General features: G+C 41.5%; 18 protein-coding genes and 1 tRNA gene. 8 read left to right on the forward strand and 11 right to left on the reverse strand.

The genetic code is table 11. The features are described from left to right. The 4 genes from DWW43_RS12190 to DWW43_RS08135 form a co-directional block, all read left to right on the forward strand. A partial coding sequence (locus DWW43_RS12190) for a hypothetical protein (RefSeq protein ID WP_207666008.1) occupies positions 1 to 203 on the forward strand: 203 nt, incomplete at its 5' end. A gap of 78 nt (positions 204 to 281) precedes the next feature. Further along, positions 282 to 355, forward strand: a tRNA-Pro gene (locus DWW43_RS08130). Positions 356 to 790: 435 nt separating this feature from the next. Continuing rightward, a complete protein-coding gene (locus DWW43_RS12030) occupies positions 791 to 976 on the forward strand; it encodes a hypothetical protein (protein ID WP_133302408.1) in 186 nt (61 codons plus the stop codon). Then, the gene (locus DWW43_RS08135) at positions 954 to 1196 is read left to right on the forward strand and encodes a hypothetical protein (RefSeq protein ID WP_133302409.1); all 243 of its coding nucleotides are present in this window, start codon (positions 954 to 956) and stop codon (positions 1194 to 1196) included. Before DWW43_RS12030 ends, DWW43_RS08135 begins: the two co-directional genes overlap by 23 nt. A gap of 25 nt (positions 1197 to 1221) precedes the next feature. Here DWW43_RS08135 and DWW43_RS08140 read toward each other — a convergent pair whose 3' ends face one another. The 4 genes from DWW43_RS08140 to DWW43_RS08155 form a co-directional block, all read right to left on the reverse strand. Next, positions 1222 to 2520, reverse strand: a complete 1299-nt coding sequence (locus DWW43_RS08140) for an AAA family ATPase (protein ID WP_008401801.1) — start codon at positions 2518 to 2520, stop codon at positions 1222 to 1224. A 160-nt stretch (positions 2521 to 2680) separates the two neighbouring features. Further along, entirely contained in the window at positions 2681 to 3343 is a 663-nt protein-coding gene (locus DWW43_RS08145; RefSeq protein ID WP_008401800.1) for an ABC transporter ATP-binding protein, read from the reverse strand. A gap of 1 nt (position 3344) precedes the next feature. Next, a complete protein-coding gene (locus tag DWW43_RS08150) occupies positions 3345 to 4571 on the reverse strand; it encodes an ABC transporter permease (protein WP_165853046.1) in 1227 nt (408 codons plus the stop codon). Next, the gene (locus tag DWW43_RS08155) at positions 4568 to 5680 is read right to left on the reverse strand and encodes an FtsX-like permease family protein (RefSeq protein ID WP_119963264.1); all 1113 of its coding nucleotides are present in this window, start codon (positions 5678 to 5680) and stop codon (positions 4568 to 4570) included. Before DWW43_RS08155 ends, DWW43_RS08150 begins: the two co-directional genes overlap by 4 nt. 291 nt (positions 5681 to 5971) lie before the next feature. Between DWW43_RS08155 and DWW43_RS08160 the strand changes: the two genes are divergently transcribed. Next, the gene (locus tag DWW43_RS08160) at positions 5972 to 7315 is read left to right on the forward strand and encodes an ATP-binding protein (protein ID WP_119963265.1); all 1344 of its coding nucleotides are present in this window, start codon (positions 5972 to 5974) and stop codon (positions 7313 to 7315) included. Beyond that, positions 7312 to 8040 (forward strand): LytTR family DNA-binding domain-containing protein, encoded by a 729-nt coding sequence (locus DWW43_RS08165; protein ID WP_119963266.1) that lies wholly within the window; start codon positions 7312 to 7314, stop codon positions 8038 to 8040. The genes DWW43_RS08160 and DWW43_RS08165 overlap by 4 nt, the downstream gene beginning before the upstream one ends. A 105-nt stretch (positions 8041 to 8145) precedes the next feature. Here the strand turns inward: DWW43_RS08165 and DWW43_RS08170 are convergent, their stop codons facing one another. The 5 genes from DWW43_RS08170 to DWW43_RS08190 all read right to left on the reverse strand — a co-directional run bounded on the left by DWW43_RS08170 (position 8146) and on the right by DWW43_RS08190 (position 16307). After that, entirely contained in the window at positions 8146 to 8754 is a 609-nt protein-coding gene (locus DWW43_RS08170) for a phosphoribosylanthranilate isomerase (RefSeq protein ID WP_119963267.1), read from the reverse strand. Between the two features lie 76 nt (positions 8755 to 8830). Then, entirely contained in the window at positions 8831 to 9985 is a 1155-nt protein-coding gene (locus DWW43_RS08175; RefSeq protein WP_119963268.1) for an FprA family A-type flavoprotein, read from the reverse strand. Positions 9986 to 10120: 135 nt separating this feature from the next. Beyond that, positions 10121 to 12676, reverse strand: a complete 2556-nt coding sequence (locus DWW43_RS08180) for an ABC transporter permease (RefSeq protein ID WP_207666009.1) — start codon at positions 12674 to 12676, stop codon at positions 10121 to 10123. Positions 12677 to 12685: 9 nt separating this feature from the next. Beyond that, positions 12686 to 13390, reverse strand: a complete 705-nt coding sequence (locus DWW43_RS08185; RefSeq protein ID WP_008401792.1) for an ABC transporter ATP-binding protein — start codon at positions 13388 to 13390, stop codon at positions 12686 to 12688. A 283-nt stretch (positions 13391 to 13673) separates the two neighbouring features. After that, on the reverse strand, positions 13674 to 16307 hold the full coding sequence (locus tag DWW43_RS08190; RefSeq protein ID WP_008401791.1) for an ABC transporter ATP-binding protein/permease: 2634 nt from the start codon (positions 16305 to 16307) through the stop codon (positions 13674 to 13676). A gap of 305 nt (positions 16308 to 16612) precedes the next feature. On the opposite strand from DWW43_RS08190, the gene fba reads away from it, so the two are divergent. Beyond that, positions 16613 to 17482, forward strand: a complete 870-nt coding sequence (gene fba / locus DWW43_RS08195; RefSeq protein WP_021944348.1) for a class II fructose-1,6-bisphosphate aldolase — start codon at positions 16613 to 16615, stop codon at positions 17480 to 17482. 152 nt (positions 17483 to 17634) lie between these two features. Here fba and DWW43_RS08200 read toward each other — a convergent pair whose 3' ends face one another. Next, positions 17635 to 18672, reverse strand: coding sequence for a YeiH family protein (locus DWW43_RS08200; protein ID WP_008401789.1), 1038 nt, complete (start codon positions 18670 to 18672; stop codon positions 17635 to 17637). A gap of 250 nt (positions 18673 to 18922) precedes the next feature. Between DWW43_RS08200 and DWW43_RS08205 the strand changes: the two genes are divergently transcribed. Then, positions 18923 to 20230 (forward strand): MATE family efflux transporter, encoded by a 1308-nt coding sequence (locus DWW43_RS08205; protein ID WP_008401786.1) that lies wholly within the window; start codon positions 18923 to 18925, stop codon positions 20228 to 20230. Positions 20231 to 20277: 47 nt separating this feature from the next. Here the strand turns inward: DWW43_RS08205 and DWW43_RS08210 are convergent, their stop codons facing one another. After that, positions 20278 to 20706, reverse strand: coding sequence for a hypothetical protein (locus DWW43_RS08210; RefSeq protein WP_119963269.1), 429 nt, complete (start codon positions 20704 to 20706; stop codon positions 20278 to 20280). Between the last annotated feature and the right edge of the window lie 26 nt (positions 20707 to 20732).

The raw sequence follows: 20732 nt of genomic DNA on the forward strand, positions 1-20732 counted from the left end.
GCCATTCGCTTTCCGGACTTTCGTCCTTCATGCTCATGTCTGTTTGCCCGGCAAATAATTACACAGCATGCCTGCTAGCAGGCATGCTGTGTAATTGCTTGCCGGGGTTATTCACTCATTATATCACTTGTTTTGGCGCACTGTACACTGGACAAACGGCTAGTATTGCACATTTTTTTATTATTTTTCATTCTTTCAAATAAAACACTTGCTTTTTTCAGAATAAATATTTATACTAGTACAGGTATTGAGATCCATACATTTGAGTATGGATTTTCTTTCGGCGCGTGGCTCAGCTTGGTAGAGCGCTTCGTTCGGGACGAAGAGGTCGCAGGTTCAAATCCTGTCGCGCCGATTTTTTTGTGCTTTTTTACGCACAGTTATAAAACAATCCGTTTTTCCGAATCTTAAAAATGGAAGAACACATTACCCATTATTACGCAAGACGTTGGCACTCTATTCTAACGCAACGGTGCTAAGTTCCCCGCCTTTGGCGGCTCACTAAGAACTGGCGTTAGAAAAGGCTTGCTGCATAATAGTAATGTATCCTTCCATTTTTGTATTTCAACACAAGAAACGGATTGTTTTATAACCGCGCATACAGGTAAGCGAATTTTTATCTTGTCACCGACAGTATTTTTCTCTGTTTTAAAGTTCGTTTAAGGATTCCCTTTTAGAATACAAGTAAATTAAATAGTTCCTGTACATCTATATCATCTACCTATTATTTCGTAAGTCGTTTCCACTCTAATCCTCGTGCAGCGATATTTACATTACAAATACGAATTGTGTGATCTCTCTTTCCGATGGAACGATCACAAATAAAGACAGCGACAGCTACCTGATGAATATTTGCGGCAACTCCGCTTCCCATGGCTGGGGTACCGCTGGAGCAAATGGCGCACAGGTAACATTTTCCGCAAGCGACCAGACCTTAGACGGTGGATATCGTTGTGGATACGATCTCCACGCTTGATATGACATTATCTGATAACAGCACCTTTAACGGAACGATCAACATTATCGATAATGCCGATGGTGGTACTGCTGTCTCCGACAATGCCGTTGTTACGATTGATTCCGGAAGCACCTGGAATCTGACTGGTAACTGCACGATCAGCAGCCTTACCAATAATGGCACGATCAATTTCAACGGCTACACCATCACTCTTGCAGATGGCACGGTGTTGAAGTAAATTTCTGAAAGCACCCTATGGTTACTCATAGGGTGCTGAGAAATTGATCCAGCATATACAATGGAACATTCACCATCCAATCTTGTTTTCTAAATTTCGACATAGAAGATCGTATTGCCATTTCAGGTTTATATTTTTCACAAAAAGCTCGCAAACTCTTTGCTCGTAGGTTTTCTTCTGCTTTTACCTCAATAGGAATACACTGCATCTCCTGTTGTATCAAAAAGTCAATCTCCCCACTGGAATTTTCTGTAGAGTAATAATACAATTCTCTATCAGCTGCTTTTAACTGCTGTGCAACAAACTGTTCTGTCAATGCTCCTTTAAATTCTTCAAAAATTCTACACCCATCCAGCAACACTTTTGCTGCAATATTTCCCTTTGCCCCAAGAAGCCCTACATCAATCATAAACATCTTGAAGCTGCTCATCTCCATATATGCAATCAAAGGAATATCCGGTTTACTAACACGATAACTTTTTATAATCAAACCGGCATCTTCCAACCATTGGATTGCTAATTCAAAATCCTTTGCTCTGGCGCCTTCCCTCACACAACCATAAATAAACTTACGATTTTCTTTTGCAAGCTGAGCCGGAATAGAATTCCATACCATCATAATTCTTGGAATTACATCTCTGGGTGCATGCTTACTAAAATCCTCTTCATAATACTTCAGTAAATTCTTCTGGATTTCTCTTACTTCATTAAAGTCATCTGTATCTAAATATGTTTGAATAACTTCTGGCATTCCACCTATATAGTAATATTTTTTTAATAGCTCCGTATATTTTATAGAATAGGCATTTATCATTTCATAATCACGCGATTGTAATAATTTTGCCAACTCATTTTCACCATTTGCGCATAAAAACTCGCTGAAATTCAAAGGATAAAGCTGCATGAAGTCTACCTTTCCAACAGGAAATGAAGTACCACTATGAAGTGCTACTCCTAATAATGATCCTGCAGCAATTATGGCATATTGTGGTGCATTTTCATAAAAATATTTTAACGATGTAAGAGCCTCAGGCGCTTCTTGTATTTCATCAAATATAATCAATGTATCTGCTGCTTCAAAACTTTTTCCATACTCAATTTTAATAGCAGATACAATACGCGCAATATCAAAATCAATTTGAAATACCCTTTTCATAATTTCATTATTATCAAAGTTAATATATACTGTATTCTTAAAATATCGCGCACCAAATTCCTTCATAATCCATGTTTTTCCAACTTGTCTGGCACCTTGGATAATTAAAGGTTTTCTTTTTTTCTTATCCTTCCATTTTTCTAACTTTATAAATAAATCTCTTTCCATAACTTCATACCACCTTTGCACTTATCCGTAGCAGTTATGCCAATATTATATGCTTTTATTTATATTTTATCAACATTTTTCAGGTGGTAATTTGTTCGTCTATAGCATTTTTCAGGTGGTAATTTTTATAAACTCAACAATTTTCAGGTGATAAATATACTCATTCAATTCTTCCATCCTCTATCCTGTACCGGATCGGACACCGCATCGCAACCTTTGGATCATGCGATACGATAATGATCGTTATCCCCTGTCTGTTTAGTTCCAACAATAAATCCATAAGACTATCGGTATTTTCAGAATCTAACGCTCCCGTTGGTTCATCTGCAATAATTATTTTTGCATCCATTGCCAATGCTCTGGCGATCGCAACCCTCTGTCTTTGTCCACCGGATAACTGATTTGTCTTTTTTTGCTCTAGTCCTGAAAGCCCGACAGCCGACAATATCTCCTTTGCTTTATTTTCAAATTTGCGGTTATATCGTCCTCCGATCACTTCGGGCAGACATACATTTCGCAGAACTGTATCGTTTCCAAGAAGTCCAAAATCCTGCATGATCATCCCTATCTTTTGATTGCGTATTCTGCATCTTTCTTTATCAGACATATCAGAAACCAGTTTCCCACAAAAACGATATTCTCCGGAACTCGGCGAATCAATTCCCGCAATAATATGCAGCAGAGTTGATTTTCCGGAACCGGAAGGTCCCGTAATGGCAACCATATCCCCCTCTTCTATTCTCAGATTAATATCCTTTAATGCATGCGTCTCGGTTGCTTTTCCTGCATTATATATTTTTTCAATCTTTTCTAATTCGATCATATCAGTCACCACCCTTTAATAATTCAATCTCCGCCTGTTTTCCGGTGCGCCGGAATCCCATCCATATGCTCAATAGCAAAATAAACAAAAGCACACCTGCTGAAAATCCATAACTAAATATCCCTATGTATCCGTAACTCTCCTGTATTTTTAATACCGTTTTTGTAAACCATGGATATAAAAGTACCGCTATTCCAAATGACACAGCCAGCAAAATTGCACCGGATGAGAAGATAACCGCTATCATCTTCTTTCTTGTCATTCCTAATATATAAAATACTGCAAACTCATTTTTCTTCTGTGCGATCATAAGATACAGATACCCTCCATATCCAAATACTGCGATCAAGGTCAACAAAGCAAATGCCAGCACATACCATGCATTTTCTTCCAGCATATTCTTAAAAGCTCCTGCTGCTATCGTCCGATAAGTATTTAAAGTTCCATAATTTCTCATTTTGCTTTGCAAAGAGGTTGCCAGATTTTCTCCCGATATATGTTCTTCCGGTTCTATCAGGAAATTAACATTTGTCAAACGAGCAAATAATTCATCCATAGCCTTGCCAAATACAATAAATCTGTATTCCGATAAATCTTTCGACGGAACTGCCATATCTCCCAGTTCCATGATATCTCCATAACTGAAAACCACAGGAACCGCACTGTCTTCCTGTAAGATACCCACCACTTCACACGGTATTTTTATCGTATTATCAAAAGCAAGATTGATTTCCGTCTTTGTTCCAACTGGTAATTCCTCTGCCAAAGAATCGCTGACCAATATCGGAACATATCCTTCCGATACATTTTTCAACGCCGCTGATTCCGTATTTAACTGGATAACATCTAACATTTCACTCGAATATAAAACCAGATTTGCGCTGCTCATCTTCCCATCCGTCTGCATATAAGTACCATTTTCAAATGCACATCGATCTACTTTTTTCACACCGTTCGACTCCCGCAGCAGCTCATAAATCTCTTTTGCCGCAGTTCCATTTCCGGTCATTTCCTGCGCATATATTGAATTATTCTTGCTAAAATGAACCATAGAATCAAAGTCTAATGTATATACCGCTTTTACCTGCTTTTTCTCCATCAAATATGAATCGACCGGTTTTAATACAACAAATGACATTTCAAGCATACATATCAACTGAATGAATAAAACGATCTCCCCAAATAACTTCTTTGTATATAAATACCTGCATATCCGAAGAAAATTCATACGATCTCCCCCTTTGTATATAAACGAACCACCTTTCCCATCGGTCTTAACGTGCATAATATCGAAAATCCAAACATAACAGCTAATATATATATCAGGCTGTCAGGCATTGGGAACGCATTTCCATAGACATATTGAAGTAATGGAAATGTAAGATATTGCAGAATAATCGCAATGATACTGCCAACGCCATAATATAAAAGCCAGTGTCCATATATCAATAACATGCACCGTACTTTTGGCATCCCACACAACCACAAAACGGTGATCTCTTTTTTATAAGTTGTGATCCATTCTGCCATGAGTCTGATCACTGTTATCCCGGCGATCATACACAAAAGAAATGCCAGTATTTCATATTGCGTCCGTCCTTCTTCCAGCACATCATCGGAATTGCTATCGGGTAAATATACTTGTGTCGATGGAAACATATCCTGTATTTTTTCTGCATATTTCTTCAAATCCTCATAAGATGCATAATTGAATTGCGCCAAAATCTGTTCCGGTTGAAATTCTTCTTTATAGCATTTATATGGGATCAACATATATTGCATTTCCTCACCGGCTTCTTCCCCTAAAATGTCGATCTGTGACTGTGATGATCTGGCTGAAGCAAAGGACCATGGAATGATCCAGCCCATACCGATTACTTCATATGTATGCTCGCCTGCCTCAAAGCTTCCGCTTCCGGCTATTGCATTTTTCATATTATCAGATACAAAACCAACATATTCACCTGCTGCCTGTTCCTCCTTGTTAAAAAAATTTCCTGAAGTAATCGGGAACCAATTGTTTCCTTTTGTTCCATCCCAGCCTACCAATACTTTTTTGTTTTCCAATCTTGTGAAATATAATACATTTACCATGCCTTTCTTTGAAATGCTGTTCAGATATGCAGACATCTCATCCATATTTATACCGTTTTTCTCGTCTATATCGATCGTCAGAGATGCTTCCGTATTGCTACAGGTAGCCAACTGATACTGTCCAACTGCCAGACCAAGCATGATACTGATACAATATACACATATGACAACGCCCAACAATAACAACCCGGATATGACAGGATTCATGCTTATGTGTTTCTTTAATACATGTCCGAATATCATAGATATGCCCTCCTTCCTAAACAACCTTGCAAGCAGACAATTTTACGGCCATGGCTCATTCCATACACCTGAAAGATCATCCCTTGCAAGTAAATGATTTTCATCATCATACCATCCACATTCCCCTGTTCAAGGCACGCCGGCGCAAACAACATCCTGCCGGATGCAAACAACATACGGAAATGAAATTATAGTCTTCACAGCAAAGGCTGGTATGTTACAATAAATATTGTAGAAGTGTAGATTTATCGAAAATGAACACAAACGATATGGGAATGCGAGGGGATATTTTTGAGTGACTATATTGCAGAATTTATTATAAATATCTGGGTATCATTTCTTTTTCTGATACTTGCAAACGGAAAATTAAACCGGCGAAGCTTCAGATATTCTTATCTGTTACAGATCCTGTCGGTTCTCGTATTGGCAGAATGTGCCTTATTACTGGATGTCATGCAGGCTCCCGTTATCATCAAATCCCTGACTATACTATTGGTCTTACATTACCTGTATACCTGTATATTCTTTACGTTCCAGATCAGCAATCTGTTCTGGGTCGTTATATTCTGCATAGTAGAACTTGCTTCCAAATTCACAGCGACCATATTCCCTGTAGAATGGCTGCACACAGATGCCGATGGGATGCTGACGGATTATGCAGTACAAAGCTCGGTTACGATCCTGTATCTTCTGACCCTTACGGTATTGACATCCATTCTGCTCTGTTTCTCATCCAGAGCCTTCAAGCTCTCACGAACAGAAAAAATAATCTTCGTTCTGTTGTCAGTCTTATGCATCGTGATTGAAAATCTTATCGTTGCCGGTCAGGTAAATATCCATACCGGAAGCCCGGAAACCTATGCAGATCTTCTGTCTGCCATCTGTTTCCTGATCTTGATCTTATTTGTCTCCCTGACAATATACCTGTACCATCTCGGCATAGAACGTGAGAAAAATATCCAATTGTCCAGGCAACAGCTCCTATCAGAAATGGAGCGTAAGCAATACGACCAGATCATCAGCTCCATATCAGAGCTTCGCTATCTGAAGCATGACATCAGCAATCATCTGGACACCCTTCACGCCCTGATGGTAAATCATGCATATCCGGAAGCAGAGGCATTTATCCGGGACCTGACCGCAACCGTAAATAACAACCACTACATTCTTGCGAGCGGCAACTCCACGGTAGACAGCATCCTCACAAATAAACTGATCCAATGTAAATCTGCACAGATTCAGGTTGAATACTCGGTATTTCTGCCGGACAACATTCCGCTATCGGATATTGAATTATGTTCCTTACTTGGTAATTTATTTGACAATGCCATCGAAGCATGTGAACAGCTTCCGGAAACAGAACAACGCTCGATTGATTTTTCGATGAAACCATTTCAGAATATGCTTTCCATCGCCATAAGCAACCGGACAAATGGATATTACAGAATAGATAAGAAGAATCATTTCCTATCAACGAAAACCATAGAGGATACACCCGAACATGGATTGGGGCTGTCGAGAATCCAAAGTATTATAAACGATCATAATGGTATTTTTAACATTCAACCAACGACGGATACCTTTATGATCCAGATATTGTTGCCACTTAAACGAAAGGATGAATTGATCGAATGAATATAAATATCGCTGTACTGGAAGACATTCCAAAACATTATAAACAATTAGCGGAAGTTATACATAACTGGGCTGAGAAAAAGGAATATGCTGTTTCTGTCAAATGGTTTCACGATGAAACTTCTATTTTAGGATCAGCATTTATGAAAGATTGTAATTTGCTGTTTTCCGATATTGAACTGAAAAATGCCGACACGAATATACCTGCCGATGATCACATCAAAAATGGAATCGATATCTGTACACAATTAAGGAAAAACGGATATCAAGGAGATATTATTTTTCTTACAGCCTTCCGTGAATATGTCTTTGACGGATATCAGGCACAGGCAATCAACTATTTATTAAAACCTGTTTCACCTGAAGCAATCGAACGTTGCCTGGATCAGTATATTTCACTGCATTCTTCAGACTATTATTGCCTGCATAAGGACAATAACATCACACGGATTCCGTTCAATGATATCATTTCCATAAGCAGGTTGGGGCATGACTGCTGTATCACAACAGCTTCCGGATTATACACAGAACGAACCTCGCTGAAAAACATGGAACAGCATCTGCCCGAACCATTTATACGGTGTCACAAGTCCTGCATTGTCAATATAAATCATGTCACCTCATTATCCGGCTCCACGATCTATCTTGCAAATAAACAAACCCAGACGGTCGGAAGAAATTATCTGGATGATGTACGAAAAGCATTGCTGCGAATCGCACAATAAAACAGCACCCTATAAGCATGATACCTTTCAAGCAGTCAATGAAAATAACCAATGTCTGCTCAAAAACGTATCACTGCCCACAGAGTGCCTGAAATAATACATCTCTTACTGATTCTTCACATTCTCCACAAATCTCAGGATCTTCTCCCGGTCTTTGCCGATTCCGGTGTCGTTCTCCACACCGGAGCTGGTGTCTGCACCATCCACATGAGTTGCGGCAAATGCCTCTGCCACATTGTCAGGATTTAAACCTCCGGCAAGAAGGGCAAACTTCTCATCGTGCGGAATATCGGAGAGCACAGACCAGTCAAAGGTCTTCCCGCTGCCCGGTGTCTGTGCATCAAAGATATATCCTTTTACTATGTCCGCCTGATGATATCTCTCATAAGAAGACAGATCATGTACATTAAATGCTTTGATAACAGGAATACGGATCTCCTGCAGCAGTTCTTCGCTGACATCCCCATGAATCTGGATCATCTGAATTCCGGCAGCTTCGATCTCCCGGATCTGATCGAGCGTCGGTTCTACCGTTACCGCTACGGATGTGACCGCAGGGTTCAGTTTTTTTATAAGGGAAGATGCTTTTTCTACTGTGATATTCCGCTTGCTTTTCGGAAAGAACATCACCATTCCCATAAAATCCACGCCGGCTTCATTTACATATTCAACTTCCTGTTCTTCTGTGATTCCACAGATTTTTACCAGACTCATAGTTTCTCCATTCTGTCATTTATATGTACGACCTCTTTATCATAGTGGTAGAACAATACTTCTATATAAGAATCGATTATTTACACAGTTCATCTGCCAGTGCATCGATCTGTGCAAGGCTTGCGTCATTTAATGCCGCCTTGATCTGAACTGTTGTATCAGTAAATGTCAGATTCTTGCTGTTTTCAAACATACCCTTCATAACCTTTGCAGCCATTGGAGCCCATGCGCCATTCTCGATCAGACCGATCGTGCGGTTCTGGAAATTACGCTCTGTCAGGTGATTGATGAACTCTCTCATAAATGGGAAAATGTCACCGTTATAGGTCGTTGTTGCAAGCACCAGTTTGCCATAACGGAACGCATCCTCTACTGCCTCTGCCATATCACAGCGGGCAAGGTCATTGACTGCTACCTTTGGACATCCCTTTTCAGTCAGCTTCTTTGCAAGAAGCTCTGCTGCTTCTTTTGTATGTCCATAAACAGATGTGTAAGCGATCACTACGCCATCTGTTTCCACTCCATACGATGACCATGTATCATATAAACCGATGTAGTATCCGAGATTCTCTGTCAGAACCGGTCCATGAAGCGGACAGATGATCTGGATATCCAGTCCTGCTGTCTTCTTCAACAATGCCTGAACCTGTGCACCGAACTTTCCTACGATTCCGATGTAGTAACGGCGAGCCTCACATGCCCAGTCCTCCTCTACATCCAAGGCTCCGAATTTGCCGAAGCCGTCCGCGGAGAATAATACCTTATCTGTGCTGTCATAAGTCACCATAACCTCCGGCCAGTGTACCATCGGAGCCATGACAAATGTCAGCTCATGCTTTCCAAGTGATAAGGTATCTCCCTCTTTCACCATCATTCTTCTATCAGCATAATCTTTTCCAAAGAAGTTCTTCATCATGTTAAATGCTGCCGCTGTTGCAACAACTGTTGCTGTCGGATACTTCTCCATGAAATTTGCAAGATTCGCCGAATGATCCGGCTCCATATGCTGAACCACGATGTAATCCGGTGTCCGGCCTGCAAGCTCCGTTTCCAGCTTTGCTAACCATTCATCCGTAAAATTCTGATCCACCGTATCCATAACGGCAATCTTCTCATCCATGATCACATAAGAATTATATGCCATGCCATTTGGCACAATATACTGTCCCTCAAACAGATCGATCTCATGGTCATTCACACCGATGTACTTAATATCATTTGTAACTGTCATTTTTTCTTCCTCCTGCCATTTCATATATATATTTCTGCCTGCAATCACTCTGTACACCTGCAGTTTTCTTATAACATATGGTATCAACACAGAACCCGATACAATATGTTCTTTGCATTTTTTATCTTATCCGCTTTAATCCACAGACTTCAAGGACTCCGCCATATTGATCCGCTCCAGTCTCACCGACATGAACAGGTTGACACAGCCATTAAAAGCAAACGTCAGAATAATGCTGTACACATAACTAAGCGGTGAAATGTAAGTGTCAAATGAAACCATATCCACACGGATCTGATCCATAACAAAGCTATGCAGAAATACTCCGAGCACCAGACCGACCGCTATTCCGATTGCCGTCAGCACCCAGTTTTCACGGAACACATAAGATGAGGTTTCATTTCTGAAAAATCCAAGCACCTTTACGGTTGCAATCTCCCGGATTCGTTCTGTAATATTGATATTTGTCAGGTTATACAGCACGATAAATGCCAGTGCTGCCGCCGACAGGATAACGACCAGAACGATATAGTCCAGACTCTTCATCATATTGCTGATACGTTCGCGCATATCTCCATTCACGACTACTGCAGAAACTACATTTTCTTTCATAAGATCGGCAGCCACTTCATGTGCATCCATATCAGGCTTCAGATTGAAATAGACGGAATGATATACCGGAGCTTCTCCCATCTGATCCATGTATGTTTCCGGCGACAGATATACATAATTATATACATAATTTTCAAAGATGCCGGAAATCTTTGCCTTGATCTCTTTCATATCACTGTTCCGGATCGTAATGGTATCCCCAACGGACAGATCATACCGGGTTACCAAAGCACTGTTGATAACCGCCTCATCCTTGCCCGGATATGCGACCTTCTCATTCTTACTGTTGTGAAAATCCATATATTTGTCCGAATGCTCCGGTTCTTTCATAATAATTAGATTAATGCTCTTAATGCCATCGGACTCTATCAGATCCCAGCTTGTCTCACCAACAAAATCATAGTCCTGCATATATTTGTCTAATTTATCATACAGATCACCGGCTGCCGCTGATTCCGAACCCGTCTGCGTTGCTTCCTGCTGATCCTTCTGATTTTCCTCAGAAGCTGCATTCGTTTTCTTTACATCATCAACACTCTCTGCAAGGGTCATCGTTCCGTCTAAGATCTGGATCTCATCAAACTGACGATCTGCAAAACCGGCGATCGAATCATTGATACCAAATCCGGTCAGAAGCAGGGCTGTGCATCCGCTGATTCCTATTACCATCATAAAGAAACGCTTCTTATACCGAAAGATATTTCGAACCGATACCTTATGCAGAAATTTTAATCGTTTCCATACAAATGATATTTTCTCAAGGAATACACGTTTGCCCGCCTTCGGTGCCTTCGGCCGCATCAGACCTGCCGCAGTCTCCGACAGCTCATACCGGCAGGTAAACCATGTCGTTCCTACCGAACATGCCAGAGATACCAGCATAGCAATTCCTGCCAGCTTCCAGTCTACAATATATTTTAAGCTAATATTCAGATACATCATATGATATGCTTTCCAGATTACCCGTGGGAATGCATACGTTCCTGCAAAAAAGCCTCCTATACATCCGATAACTGCTGCCAGCCCTGAATAGATCATATATTTGCTCATGATCGTATGCTCACTGTATCCAAGTGCCTTTAGCATTCCGATCATTGTTCGCTGTTCCTCGACCATACGATTCATCGTCGTCATACAGACAAGCACAGCAACCAATACGAAGAACACCGGAAATACCTTTGCTACACCATCCACAATATCGGAATCACTCTCAAAACAGACATAACCGACATTCGTCTCCCTGCCAAGAATATAATAACTGACATCCGGTGCGTCATCTATGGTTACGCCGGCAACCATATCTTCGGTAAGCCCGGTCTGCATCAGAAGCGCCTGATATCGTTTCGTAACACGGTCATGACAGATAGCATCCCAGGCATCCTTTTTCTCGTCCATATAGGTATCGTACGCATCATCGTATAACGCATAGTCCTGATCAAACCTGACATAGACGTCAGTGTAGCATTCACAGTCAAATGCTTCCGGCTTCATATATACAAATCCACTTAATTTACCGGTCCCGAGAGTAGTCGTTCCACGTTCAAAATTAATATAAAGGGAGGACTGTACGGTTCCAGTAACCGTAAATTTCCTATAGCGGAGCTTTGTCTCAGTGGCATCACCATTCGTATCTGCCACGGTAATGACATCACCGATTCTCACATCTGTCAGCTTGTCATCCACTACGCATTCATCATCCGCTTCCGGCAGTCTGCCATCCACCAGACGGATGTCATTCACATGCTCCGGCAATGACAAGGTTTTGAGTGCACGTTCATTATCACCCATACCATCATAAAGCACATCAAATGAATAGCTGCCCTCTGCATACCGGACATCATCCTCACCCGCAAATGCTTCCACATCCTCATCTGTATAGCCAAGCGTAGACACCAGATGCAGATCATAGAATTCCGAATCACTGAGGAAATCCGTAATCGTCTTTACCATAGCCGGCTTGGTCATCTTCAGGCCTGAAAAGAAACCAACACCTAACGCTATGATCGCGAGAATCGCTGCAAACCGTCCAAAACTGTTTTTAATTTCTCGAAATGTCGTACGACGCATCATTGATTTCATAAGACATACCTACCATTCCAGATCTTCTACATTTTTAATGTTATCATTCAGAACAACCTTCTCTACTGTTCCGCTCTTAACTGTGATCACACGATCTGCCATTGCTGTAAGTGCCTGATTATGTGTGATAACGATAACCGTAGTTCCGGTGTTCCTACAGGTATCCTGAAGCAATTTGAGTACGGATTTTCCTGTATTATAGTCCAGCGCACCGGTCGGTTCATCACATAAAAGCAGCTTCGGATTCTTTGCAAGTGCTCTGGCGATCGCTACCCGCTGCTGCTCTCCACCGGATAACTGTGCAGGGAAATTTGCCATACGATCCTCAAGCCCTACCTGCTTTAATACCGTTGCCGCATCTAACGGGTCCTTACAGATCTGTGCCGCAAGCTCTACATTTTCCAGTGCCGTCAGATTCTGCACCAGATTATAGAACTGAAATACAAATCCTACATCATATCTCCTGTATGCCGTAAGCTGCCGCTTGTTCAGCCCGGAGATTTCTTTTCCGTCCAGATATACACTGCCGCCGGACAGCGTGTCCATTCCGCCCAGGATATTCAGAATCGTTGTCTTTCCCGCTCCTGACGCTCCAACAATGACACAGAATTCTCCTTTTTCAATCTCGAAGTTCACATCCCGCAGAGCATGGATCTCAACCTCGCCGGTCTTATATATTTTCTTAACATCCTTAAACTCAACATATGCACTCATGCCGCCTCGCTCCTTTCTATCATGACAGATAATTGTGAATTAAATATTCTCTTTTTTATATGAACAGTATTGACATTACCAACCAGTGGACGCTTCCGCTCGTTTCCCCGCTGTGTAACTTCGAACTAACCTCGGTAAACCTCGCTAAGGTCTCAGTTAGCCCTGCAACGGTACTAAGATGCTGCTAATGCACCATCTAAGGACCGGCGGACTCAAATGCCACTGTTTTGGTAATTCAAACTGTTCATATATAACTTATAATTTTTAATTTCACAATTATCTGTTACTCACTTCTAAGTGCTATTACAGGGTCTTTCTTCGCTGCCATCTTAGATGGGATAAGACCGCCGATCAAAGTAAGCACAACACTAATGATCACAAGGATCACCGCACCCTTTACCGGAAGTGAAGATACATTTGGCACATTTACAAATTTCTCTATCACCTTGCTTATCGGGATATTTAACAGCACCGTAACCAGAATACCGATCGCACCGGATACCAGTCCGATAATAAATGTCTCTGCGTTAAACACACGGGAAATATCCTTTTTCGACGCTCCGATACTTCGAAGAATACCGATCTCCTTCGTTCTCTCCAGTACAGAGATATAGGTAATGATTCCGATCATGATCGATGATACGATCAACGAGATAGCTACAAATGCGATCAATACATAAGTGATCGCATCGATGATCTTCGTAACGGAAGATAGCATCAGCCCGATATAATCGGTATAAGTGATCTCGCTGTCTGAATGTGAATCATTATATTTGTCGATCAGATCTGTCAGCTTATCCTTGTCCGCGAATTCTGAACAATACAGGCTGATAACGGACGGCTTTGCCAGATCCGCAAATCCAAGCTTCTCGATATTATCATCATAGGTTGCGGTAGACTGTGCAAAATAGCCCTGTTCCTTTAACATTTCAAATAACTGCTCATCAGACATCTGTGAAATATATGCCTGCTGTTCCTCTGACAGGTTCATGGATGCAACGATCTGCTGCATGTCCACCTGACTCATGTCGATATCTTCTCCGTTTGAAAACGGAAGTCCTGTAAATACATCGGTATCCGGATTGTCAAGCTGCCGTTTTACGATCTCCGATTTTTCATTTTCGGATACAACATACTCTGCAAGTTCAGCGGTATAACCGATCATTCCCGCATCGATCGATGCTGCATAAGAGGATTCGCTCTGACGGATGATACCACAAACCTGAATATCCAGACCTTTGCTGATCACATCTGCCATATAATCTTCATCGGAACTCTTGTCTGCCCATGTTCCGTCTGCATTTTTTTGATAAATGTCACTCGGCAGAATGAGCTTGAATTTGAGATTTAAAAGATCATCATAGGAGAAGCTCATTTCCTCCGGTGCATCGTAATCTTTACCTGCCATGATCTTCGGAACCATCTCTCCAAGATCAGAAGCATTTCTGACACCTAATGTATATAAGGTAAAATCACTGATCTCGTTATTCTTATCAACGACCAGTACAACTTCATTTTTATTCTGAGGCCAGTGTCCTGCAAGCACATCGTACTGCTGTTCCAACAGCTCCCGATTACTCATTAACTGCTTCCACATATCCATGGAATTATTTCCGTAACTGAATGCCGACATGAAGCCTGACAGGGATTTCTGGGATTCTTCCATATCGCCAAATCCCATCTCTCGCATCATGATACTTGGATTTACCTGCTGTGTACCGCCTGCTGCATTTTCGTTAAATACATACATCGGAGTATCATAGGTATACTTGATATCACTCACGATATCCTTGAATCCATTTGTATCATCTTCAATATATTTCTTAAATGTTTCCAGATCGTTTTCCTTTACCTCTGAGAGCATGGACACCATCATATCGCCCATGACATCACCAGAGTATACACGATCCGGGTCATGATCACTCAGATCTTCTTCCTTTGTATTACCCGCCATTTCCGAGATCAGGTCAGAATAATCCATTGCCTTTTTCTGGATCTCGATTGGATAGGATGACAGGGTTTCCTCCTGCACATCATTGATATAGCCCTGGAATCCACTGGATAATGACAGAATCAGTGCGATACCGATGATACCGATACTTCCGGCAAATGCCGTTAAAAGGGTTCGTCCTTTCTTCGTCAGCAGGTTATTAAAGCTGAGGGAAAATGCCGTAAATACAGACATAGATGTCTTTCTCGGTGCATATGCTTCTTCTGATTCTTTCGCTTCGTCTTCATCTGAAAATGGTGCGGAATCATCTATGATCTTACCATCTAACAGCTTCACGATTCTTGTAGAATATTTGTCTGCAAGCTCCGGATTGTGTGTTACCATGATGACCAGCTTTTCTTCTGCGATCTCCTTTAACAGCTCCATGATCTGGACACTGGTTTCGGAGTCCAGGGCTCCGGTCGGCTCATCTGCAAGCAGGATATCAGGATCATTGATCAATGCTCTGGCGATCGCTACTCGCTGCATCTGTCCACCGGACATCTGATTCGGCTTCTTATAGATCTGATCGCCCAGACCAACCTTTTCCAACACCTCTTTTGCACGTTTTCTACGCTCGGATTTGGATACACCGGATAAGGTCAGCGCCAGCTCGACATTTGCGAGAACCGTCTGATGCGGAATCAGATTGTAACTCTGGAATACAAAACCGATCGAATTATTCCGGTATGAATCCCAGTCTCTTGCCTTGAATTCTTTTGTTGATCTGCCATTGATAACCAGATCACCACTCGTATACTGATCAAGTCCGCCTATAATATTAAGAAGCGTTGTCTTACCACAGCCGGACTGACCAAGTACCGATACGAATTCATTCTTTCTGAAATTAATGGAAATGCCTTTTAACGCCTTTACCACTTCATCTCCGGTCTGATAGTCCTTCACAATCTTCTTTAACTGAAGCATATATTGTTTCCTCCACGAATTATATTATAAAAATTTTACCATCCCAGTTTTAGCATTTCAAGGAAATGGCGGATTCTTTTATAAATGTTTTACATAATGATAAAATACTACGCTGCGACATCAGGGTTATTATGGCGCAGTATTTTTTTATTTTTATCAAGTTTTTGTAAATGGCTTTTATTTTGGAAATAAATAATGTATAATGGCGACAGAGTAGGGTTATCTAACCGGATTTTTACATTATAAATGTGGACAATTCGGGCAGATGAAAGCCCAAAATAATTTTTATAATGGAGGAATTTATAATGTTAGTTTCAGCAAAAGAAATGTTGGAAAAGGCTAAGGCTGGAAAATATGCCGTTGGTCAGTTTAACATCAATAACCTTGAATGGACAAAGGCTGTTCTTCTTACAGCTCAGGAACTTCAGTCTCCTGTAATCCTTGGTGTTTCAGAAGGCGCTGGAAAGTATATGACTGGATTTGAAACAGTTGCAGCTATGGTTAAGGCTATGCACGATTCTTTAGGAATTACAGTTCCTGTAGCTCTTCACCTTGATCACGGAACATATGAAGGATGCTACAAGTGTGTTAAGGCCGGATTCACATCTATCATGTTCGATGGTTCACACTATCCATTCGAAGAGAACCTTGCTAAGTCAACAGAGCTTGTTAATGTTGCTCATCAGCTTGGTCTTTCTATCGAGTGTGAAGTTGGTTCAATCGGTGGTGAAGAAGACGGTGTTATTGGTATGGGCGAGTGCGCAGATCCAGAAGAGTGTAAGATCATCGCTGATCTTGGCGTAGATATGCTTGCTGCCGGTATCGGTAACATCCATGGTAAGTACCCAGCAAACTGGAAGGGTCTTTCATTCGAAACACTTGATGCTATCCAGCAGAAGACAGGTACTATGCCATTAGTTCTTCACGGTGGTACAGGTATCCCTGCTGACATGATCAAGAAAGCTATCTCACTTGGCGTTTCAAAAATCAATGTTAACACAGAGTGCCAGTTATCATTCGCAGATGCTACAAGAAAGTACATCGAGGCTGGTAAGGATCTTGAAGGTAAGGGATTTGATCCTAGAAAGCTTCTTGCTCCTGGTTTCGAAGCTATCAAGGCTACTGTTAAAGAAAAGATGGAACTTTTCGGATCAGTTGGCAAAGCTAACGACTAATTTCTTTCGTAATACGAATATCGTATAACAATAATATGCCCCATATGGATTTATTTCACAGACCACTTGTGTTCTGTTGTATAAACCATATGGGGCATATTGCTGTTACAGGTTTTCTGCCATATATGCCCCAAGGGCGTTCTTACATGCTTTTACCAGATTCCCATAACATGCTGCATAAGCAGGCTGACCAAGGTAATGCCGATCCAACAGCATGCACCTAGCAAAATCGGCTTGCCACCGGTTTTGATCAGCTTAATAACATTGCTGTTTAACCCGATCGCCGCCATAGCCATGATAATGAAGAATTTGGACAGCTCCTTTAACGGTGCAAATACATCCGCATTTACGCCCAGACTGATACAGATCGTTGTGATTATAGATGCGATCACAAAATACAGAATGAACATAGGAAATGCTTTTTTCAAGCTGAATCCATTTGTCTTCTGCTCTGTCTTTGCCGCCTGTCTTGCACGAACTGCCGCAAGCACTAATGTGATCGGTATAATTGCCAGTGTTCTGGTCAGTTTTACCGTTACTGCCTTATTGAGAGTCTCACTTCCAAGATTCCACATGCTGTCCCATGTTGATGCCGCCGCTGTTACAGAAGATGTATCATTGATGGCTGTTCCCGCAAATATTCCAAATGCATCACCGGATGCCGTATCAAATCCTATTGCTTTTCCTATGATCGGGAAGAAGATAGCCGCAAGCACGTTAAAGAAAAAGATAACAGAAATAGCCTGTGCGACTTCATCGTCATCTGCATCTATAACCGGTGCTGTTGCTGCGATTGCGGAACCACCACAGATAGAAGATCCAACACCGACAAGAATCGAAGTATTTGCCGGAACCTTCATCACCTTTCGAAGGATCCATGCGATCAATAAGGATGTACCGATCGTACAGATAATGATCGGAAGCGACTGTTTTCCTGTCTGCAGGATTACTCCGAGATTCATGCCAAATCCTAATAATACAACGGCTGTCTGCAAAACAATCTTTGATGTCCATTTGATACCGGCTTCTGCCTTTCCCTTATCCGTCCATACGAGTGCGATCAACATACCGGCTAATATCGCAATGATCGGTCCGCCGACAACCGGAAACCGTTTTCCAATTAACCATGAAGGAACTGCTATGATAAAACACACCAGAATTCCTATCCAGTTTTTCTTAATAAAATTCATTTATTCCTACCTCACTGTGTTTTTTGCGGATGCTATTATAACACCCGCATACAAAAAATGCCATAAAATTGATTGACATTTTCTATCAACTTGGTATAATAGGCACGAATCGGACGGTATATATGATATACCTTGCAAGGTGTTCTGAATGTTATTCAGGATTCCCGGATGGACATGAATGTTATGAGCCAGATAAGATTATCTTATCTGGCTCTTTTTTTGTGAACAGCACAGCATAGGAGGACTTATAATGGATTTATTAAAAGACAATCTGAAAAAATTATACTTCAAATTTCTGATACCATCACTTGGAAGTGCCATGGTTATGTCTATTTATACACTGACAGATGCGATCGTCATTGGAAAAGGTGTCGGCGCAGATGCTCTTGCTGCCCTAAGTATTACAACACCACTTCTCTGCATCCTGATGTCAACCGGAATCCTGTTTGGTGTCGGCGGCTCTGTACAGATGAGTGTTCACAGGGGAAGTGGTAATCATCAGAAATCCAATCGTTATTTTACAATCTCTTTTTTCCTGATTACGGCTGTTACTACCCTATTATGGCTGATCTATGCCACCTGCATGCCTAAGCTGCTTCATCTGATGGGAGCAAATGACACCTTATTCCCATACGCCATGTCCTACATGCGTTATATCAACATTTTCCTTCCGGTTGCTGTATTTTCAAATTATGTAGCAATCTTTATCCGTGCCGACAATGATCCAAACCGTGCAATGGCGGGAGTTCTGCTTGGCGGCGTCGTAAATATCGCACTGGATATCATTTTTGTATTTCCTATGCATATGGGAATGGGCGGTGCCGCATTCGCTTCCGTTCTCGGTATGACTATCCAGGTAATTGTCGGTGGCTCACACTTTTTCTCACGCAAAAACGGTCTTCATTTCATCCGACCGATTCACACGATTCCCAGTATCCGTCATATTATTGTCGGTGGTATCCCAAGTTTTTTCAATGAATTTGCAAATGGATTCATCGTACTGCTGTTTAATATCCAGATCCTGAAATACTGCGGTGAAAATGCACTCTCGATCTACAGCGTGATCTCAAACTGTGTAATCCTGTTCAACTCCCTGTTTACCGGAGTCGGTCAGTCGATCCAGCCTGTTATCTCTACTAATTATGGTGCAGGAAATGGGGTCCGAATCAAAGGAATAAAAAAGATGGCATATACCACTATCCTTATAATGGGTGCCATCTTCTCGCTTAGTGGAATCTTATTCCCGACTGCGGTCTGTCGTATTTTTATTAAAATGAATCCAACACTGACTGATATTGCAAATCTGGGTATACGAACCTACTTTTTTGCATTCCTGCCATTTGGCATTAACCTGCTGACTTCTTACTATTTACAGGCGATACTGCGATCTGCACAATCCCTGTGCATCTCACTGCTCCGAAATATCATCTTAAGCAGTATCTGTATCCTTGTATTTCCATTGTGTCTGGGTGCATCCAGCCTGTGGTTTGTTATGCCGATCGTTGAAGTCGTAGTGTTATTTGTCAGCCTTGGCTACCTGAAAAGCAAATCTATATAGAACATAAACGCTAAGATATAACTGTAACTCTATCTGCAGTTCTACTCTTAAACAGTTTCGGCTATATTATGGAAGTCGCTCATTAAAGACTCGTATGCAGCTTCGTCCATGCCATAGGAAAAGCATGCAAGTGCACGGAAACAGACCTCAGGTAATCTCTTAAGATTTCCGCTGTTATACTGTTCTGCCACCTGCTGTAATTCATTGATTATGTCATGCTTACGCTTCTGTTCTTCCAGGCTGCCATTCCAGAAACAGCTCATATCATAATCAGATGTATTCCCGCATGGAGCCGTACAGGTGGAACACCCGGGAGAAAGTCGGTATTTCTCCCGGTGTATTTCCTCTATTGTCTCATCATTGTCTTCCTGTAATAACGCACTTGCGATCATCTGATCTGTTTTCTCTGTCCAGCCGGAATTACCGGCCGCACCTACAAGGCCGATCAATGCGCCAATGATCTTATCATTCCTCATGTTGCTAATTCCTTATGTTTCCAAAT

It is taken from the genome of Clostridium sp. AF15-41 (assembly GCF_003604095.1).
Taxonomy (GTDB): domain Bacteria; phylum Bacillota; class Clostridia; order Lachnospirales; family Lachnospiraceae; genus Coprococcus.

Bases quoted from the DNA above. Each gene is read 5' to 3' on its own strand.
- DWW43_RS08185 (WP_008401792.1), bottom strand. From the start codon at position 13,390: ATGAGTGCATATGTTGAGTTTAAGGATGTTAAGAAAATATATAAGACC.
- DWW43_RS08165 (WP_119963266.1), top strand. From the start codon at position 7,312: ATGAATATAAATATCGCTGTACTGGAAGACATTCCAAAACATTATAAA.
- DWW43_RS08205 (WP_008401786.1), top strand. From the start codon at position 18,923: ATGGATTTATTAAAAGACAATCTGAAAAAATTATACTTCAAATTTCTG.
- DWW43_RS08155 (WP_119963264.1), bottom strand. From the start codon at position 5,680: ATGATATTCGGACATGTATTAAAGAAACACATAAGCATGAATCCTGTC.
- DWW43_RS08210 (WP_119963269.1), bottom strand. From the start codon at position 20,706: ATGAGGAATGATAAGATCATTGGCGCATTGATCGGCCTTGTAGGTGCG.
- DWW43_RS08180 (WP_207666009.1), bottom strand. From the start codon at position 12,676: ATGAAATCAATGATGCGTCGTACGACATTTCGAGAAATTAAAAACAGT.
- DWW43_RS08140 (WP_008401801.1), bottom strand. From the start codon at position 2,520: ATGGAAAGAGATTTATTTATAAAGTTAGAAAAATGGAAGGATAAGAAA.
- DWW43_RS08170 (WP_119963267.1), bottom strand. From the start codon at position 8,754: ATGAGTCTGGTAAAAATCTGTGGAATCACAGAAGAACAGGAAGTTGAA.
- DWW43_RS08175 (WP_119963268.1), bottom strand. From the start codon at position 9,985: ATGACAGTTACAAATGATATTAAGTACATCGGTGTGAATGACCATGAG.
- DWW43_RS08150 (WP_165853046.1), bottom strand. From the start codon at position 4,571: ATGAATTTTCTTCGGATATGCAGGTATTTATATACAAAGAAGTTATTT.
- DWW43_RS08200 (WP_008401789.1), bottom strand. From the start codon at position 18,672: ATGAATTTTATTAAGAAAAACTGGATAGGAATTCTGGTGTGTTTTATC.
- DWW43_RS08145 (WP_008401800.1), bottom strand. From the start codon at position 3,343: ATGATCGAATTAGAAAAGATTGAAAAAATATATAATGCAGGAAAAGCA.
- fba (WP_021944348.1), top strand. From the start codon at position 16,613: ATGTTAGTTTCAGCAAAAGAAATGTTGGAAAAGGCTAAGGCTGGAAAA.
- DWW43_RS08190 (WP_008401791.1), bottom strand. From the start codon at position 16,307: ATGCTTCAGTTAAAGAAGATTGTGAAGGACTATCAGACCGGAGATGAA.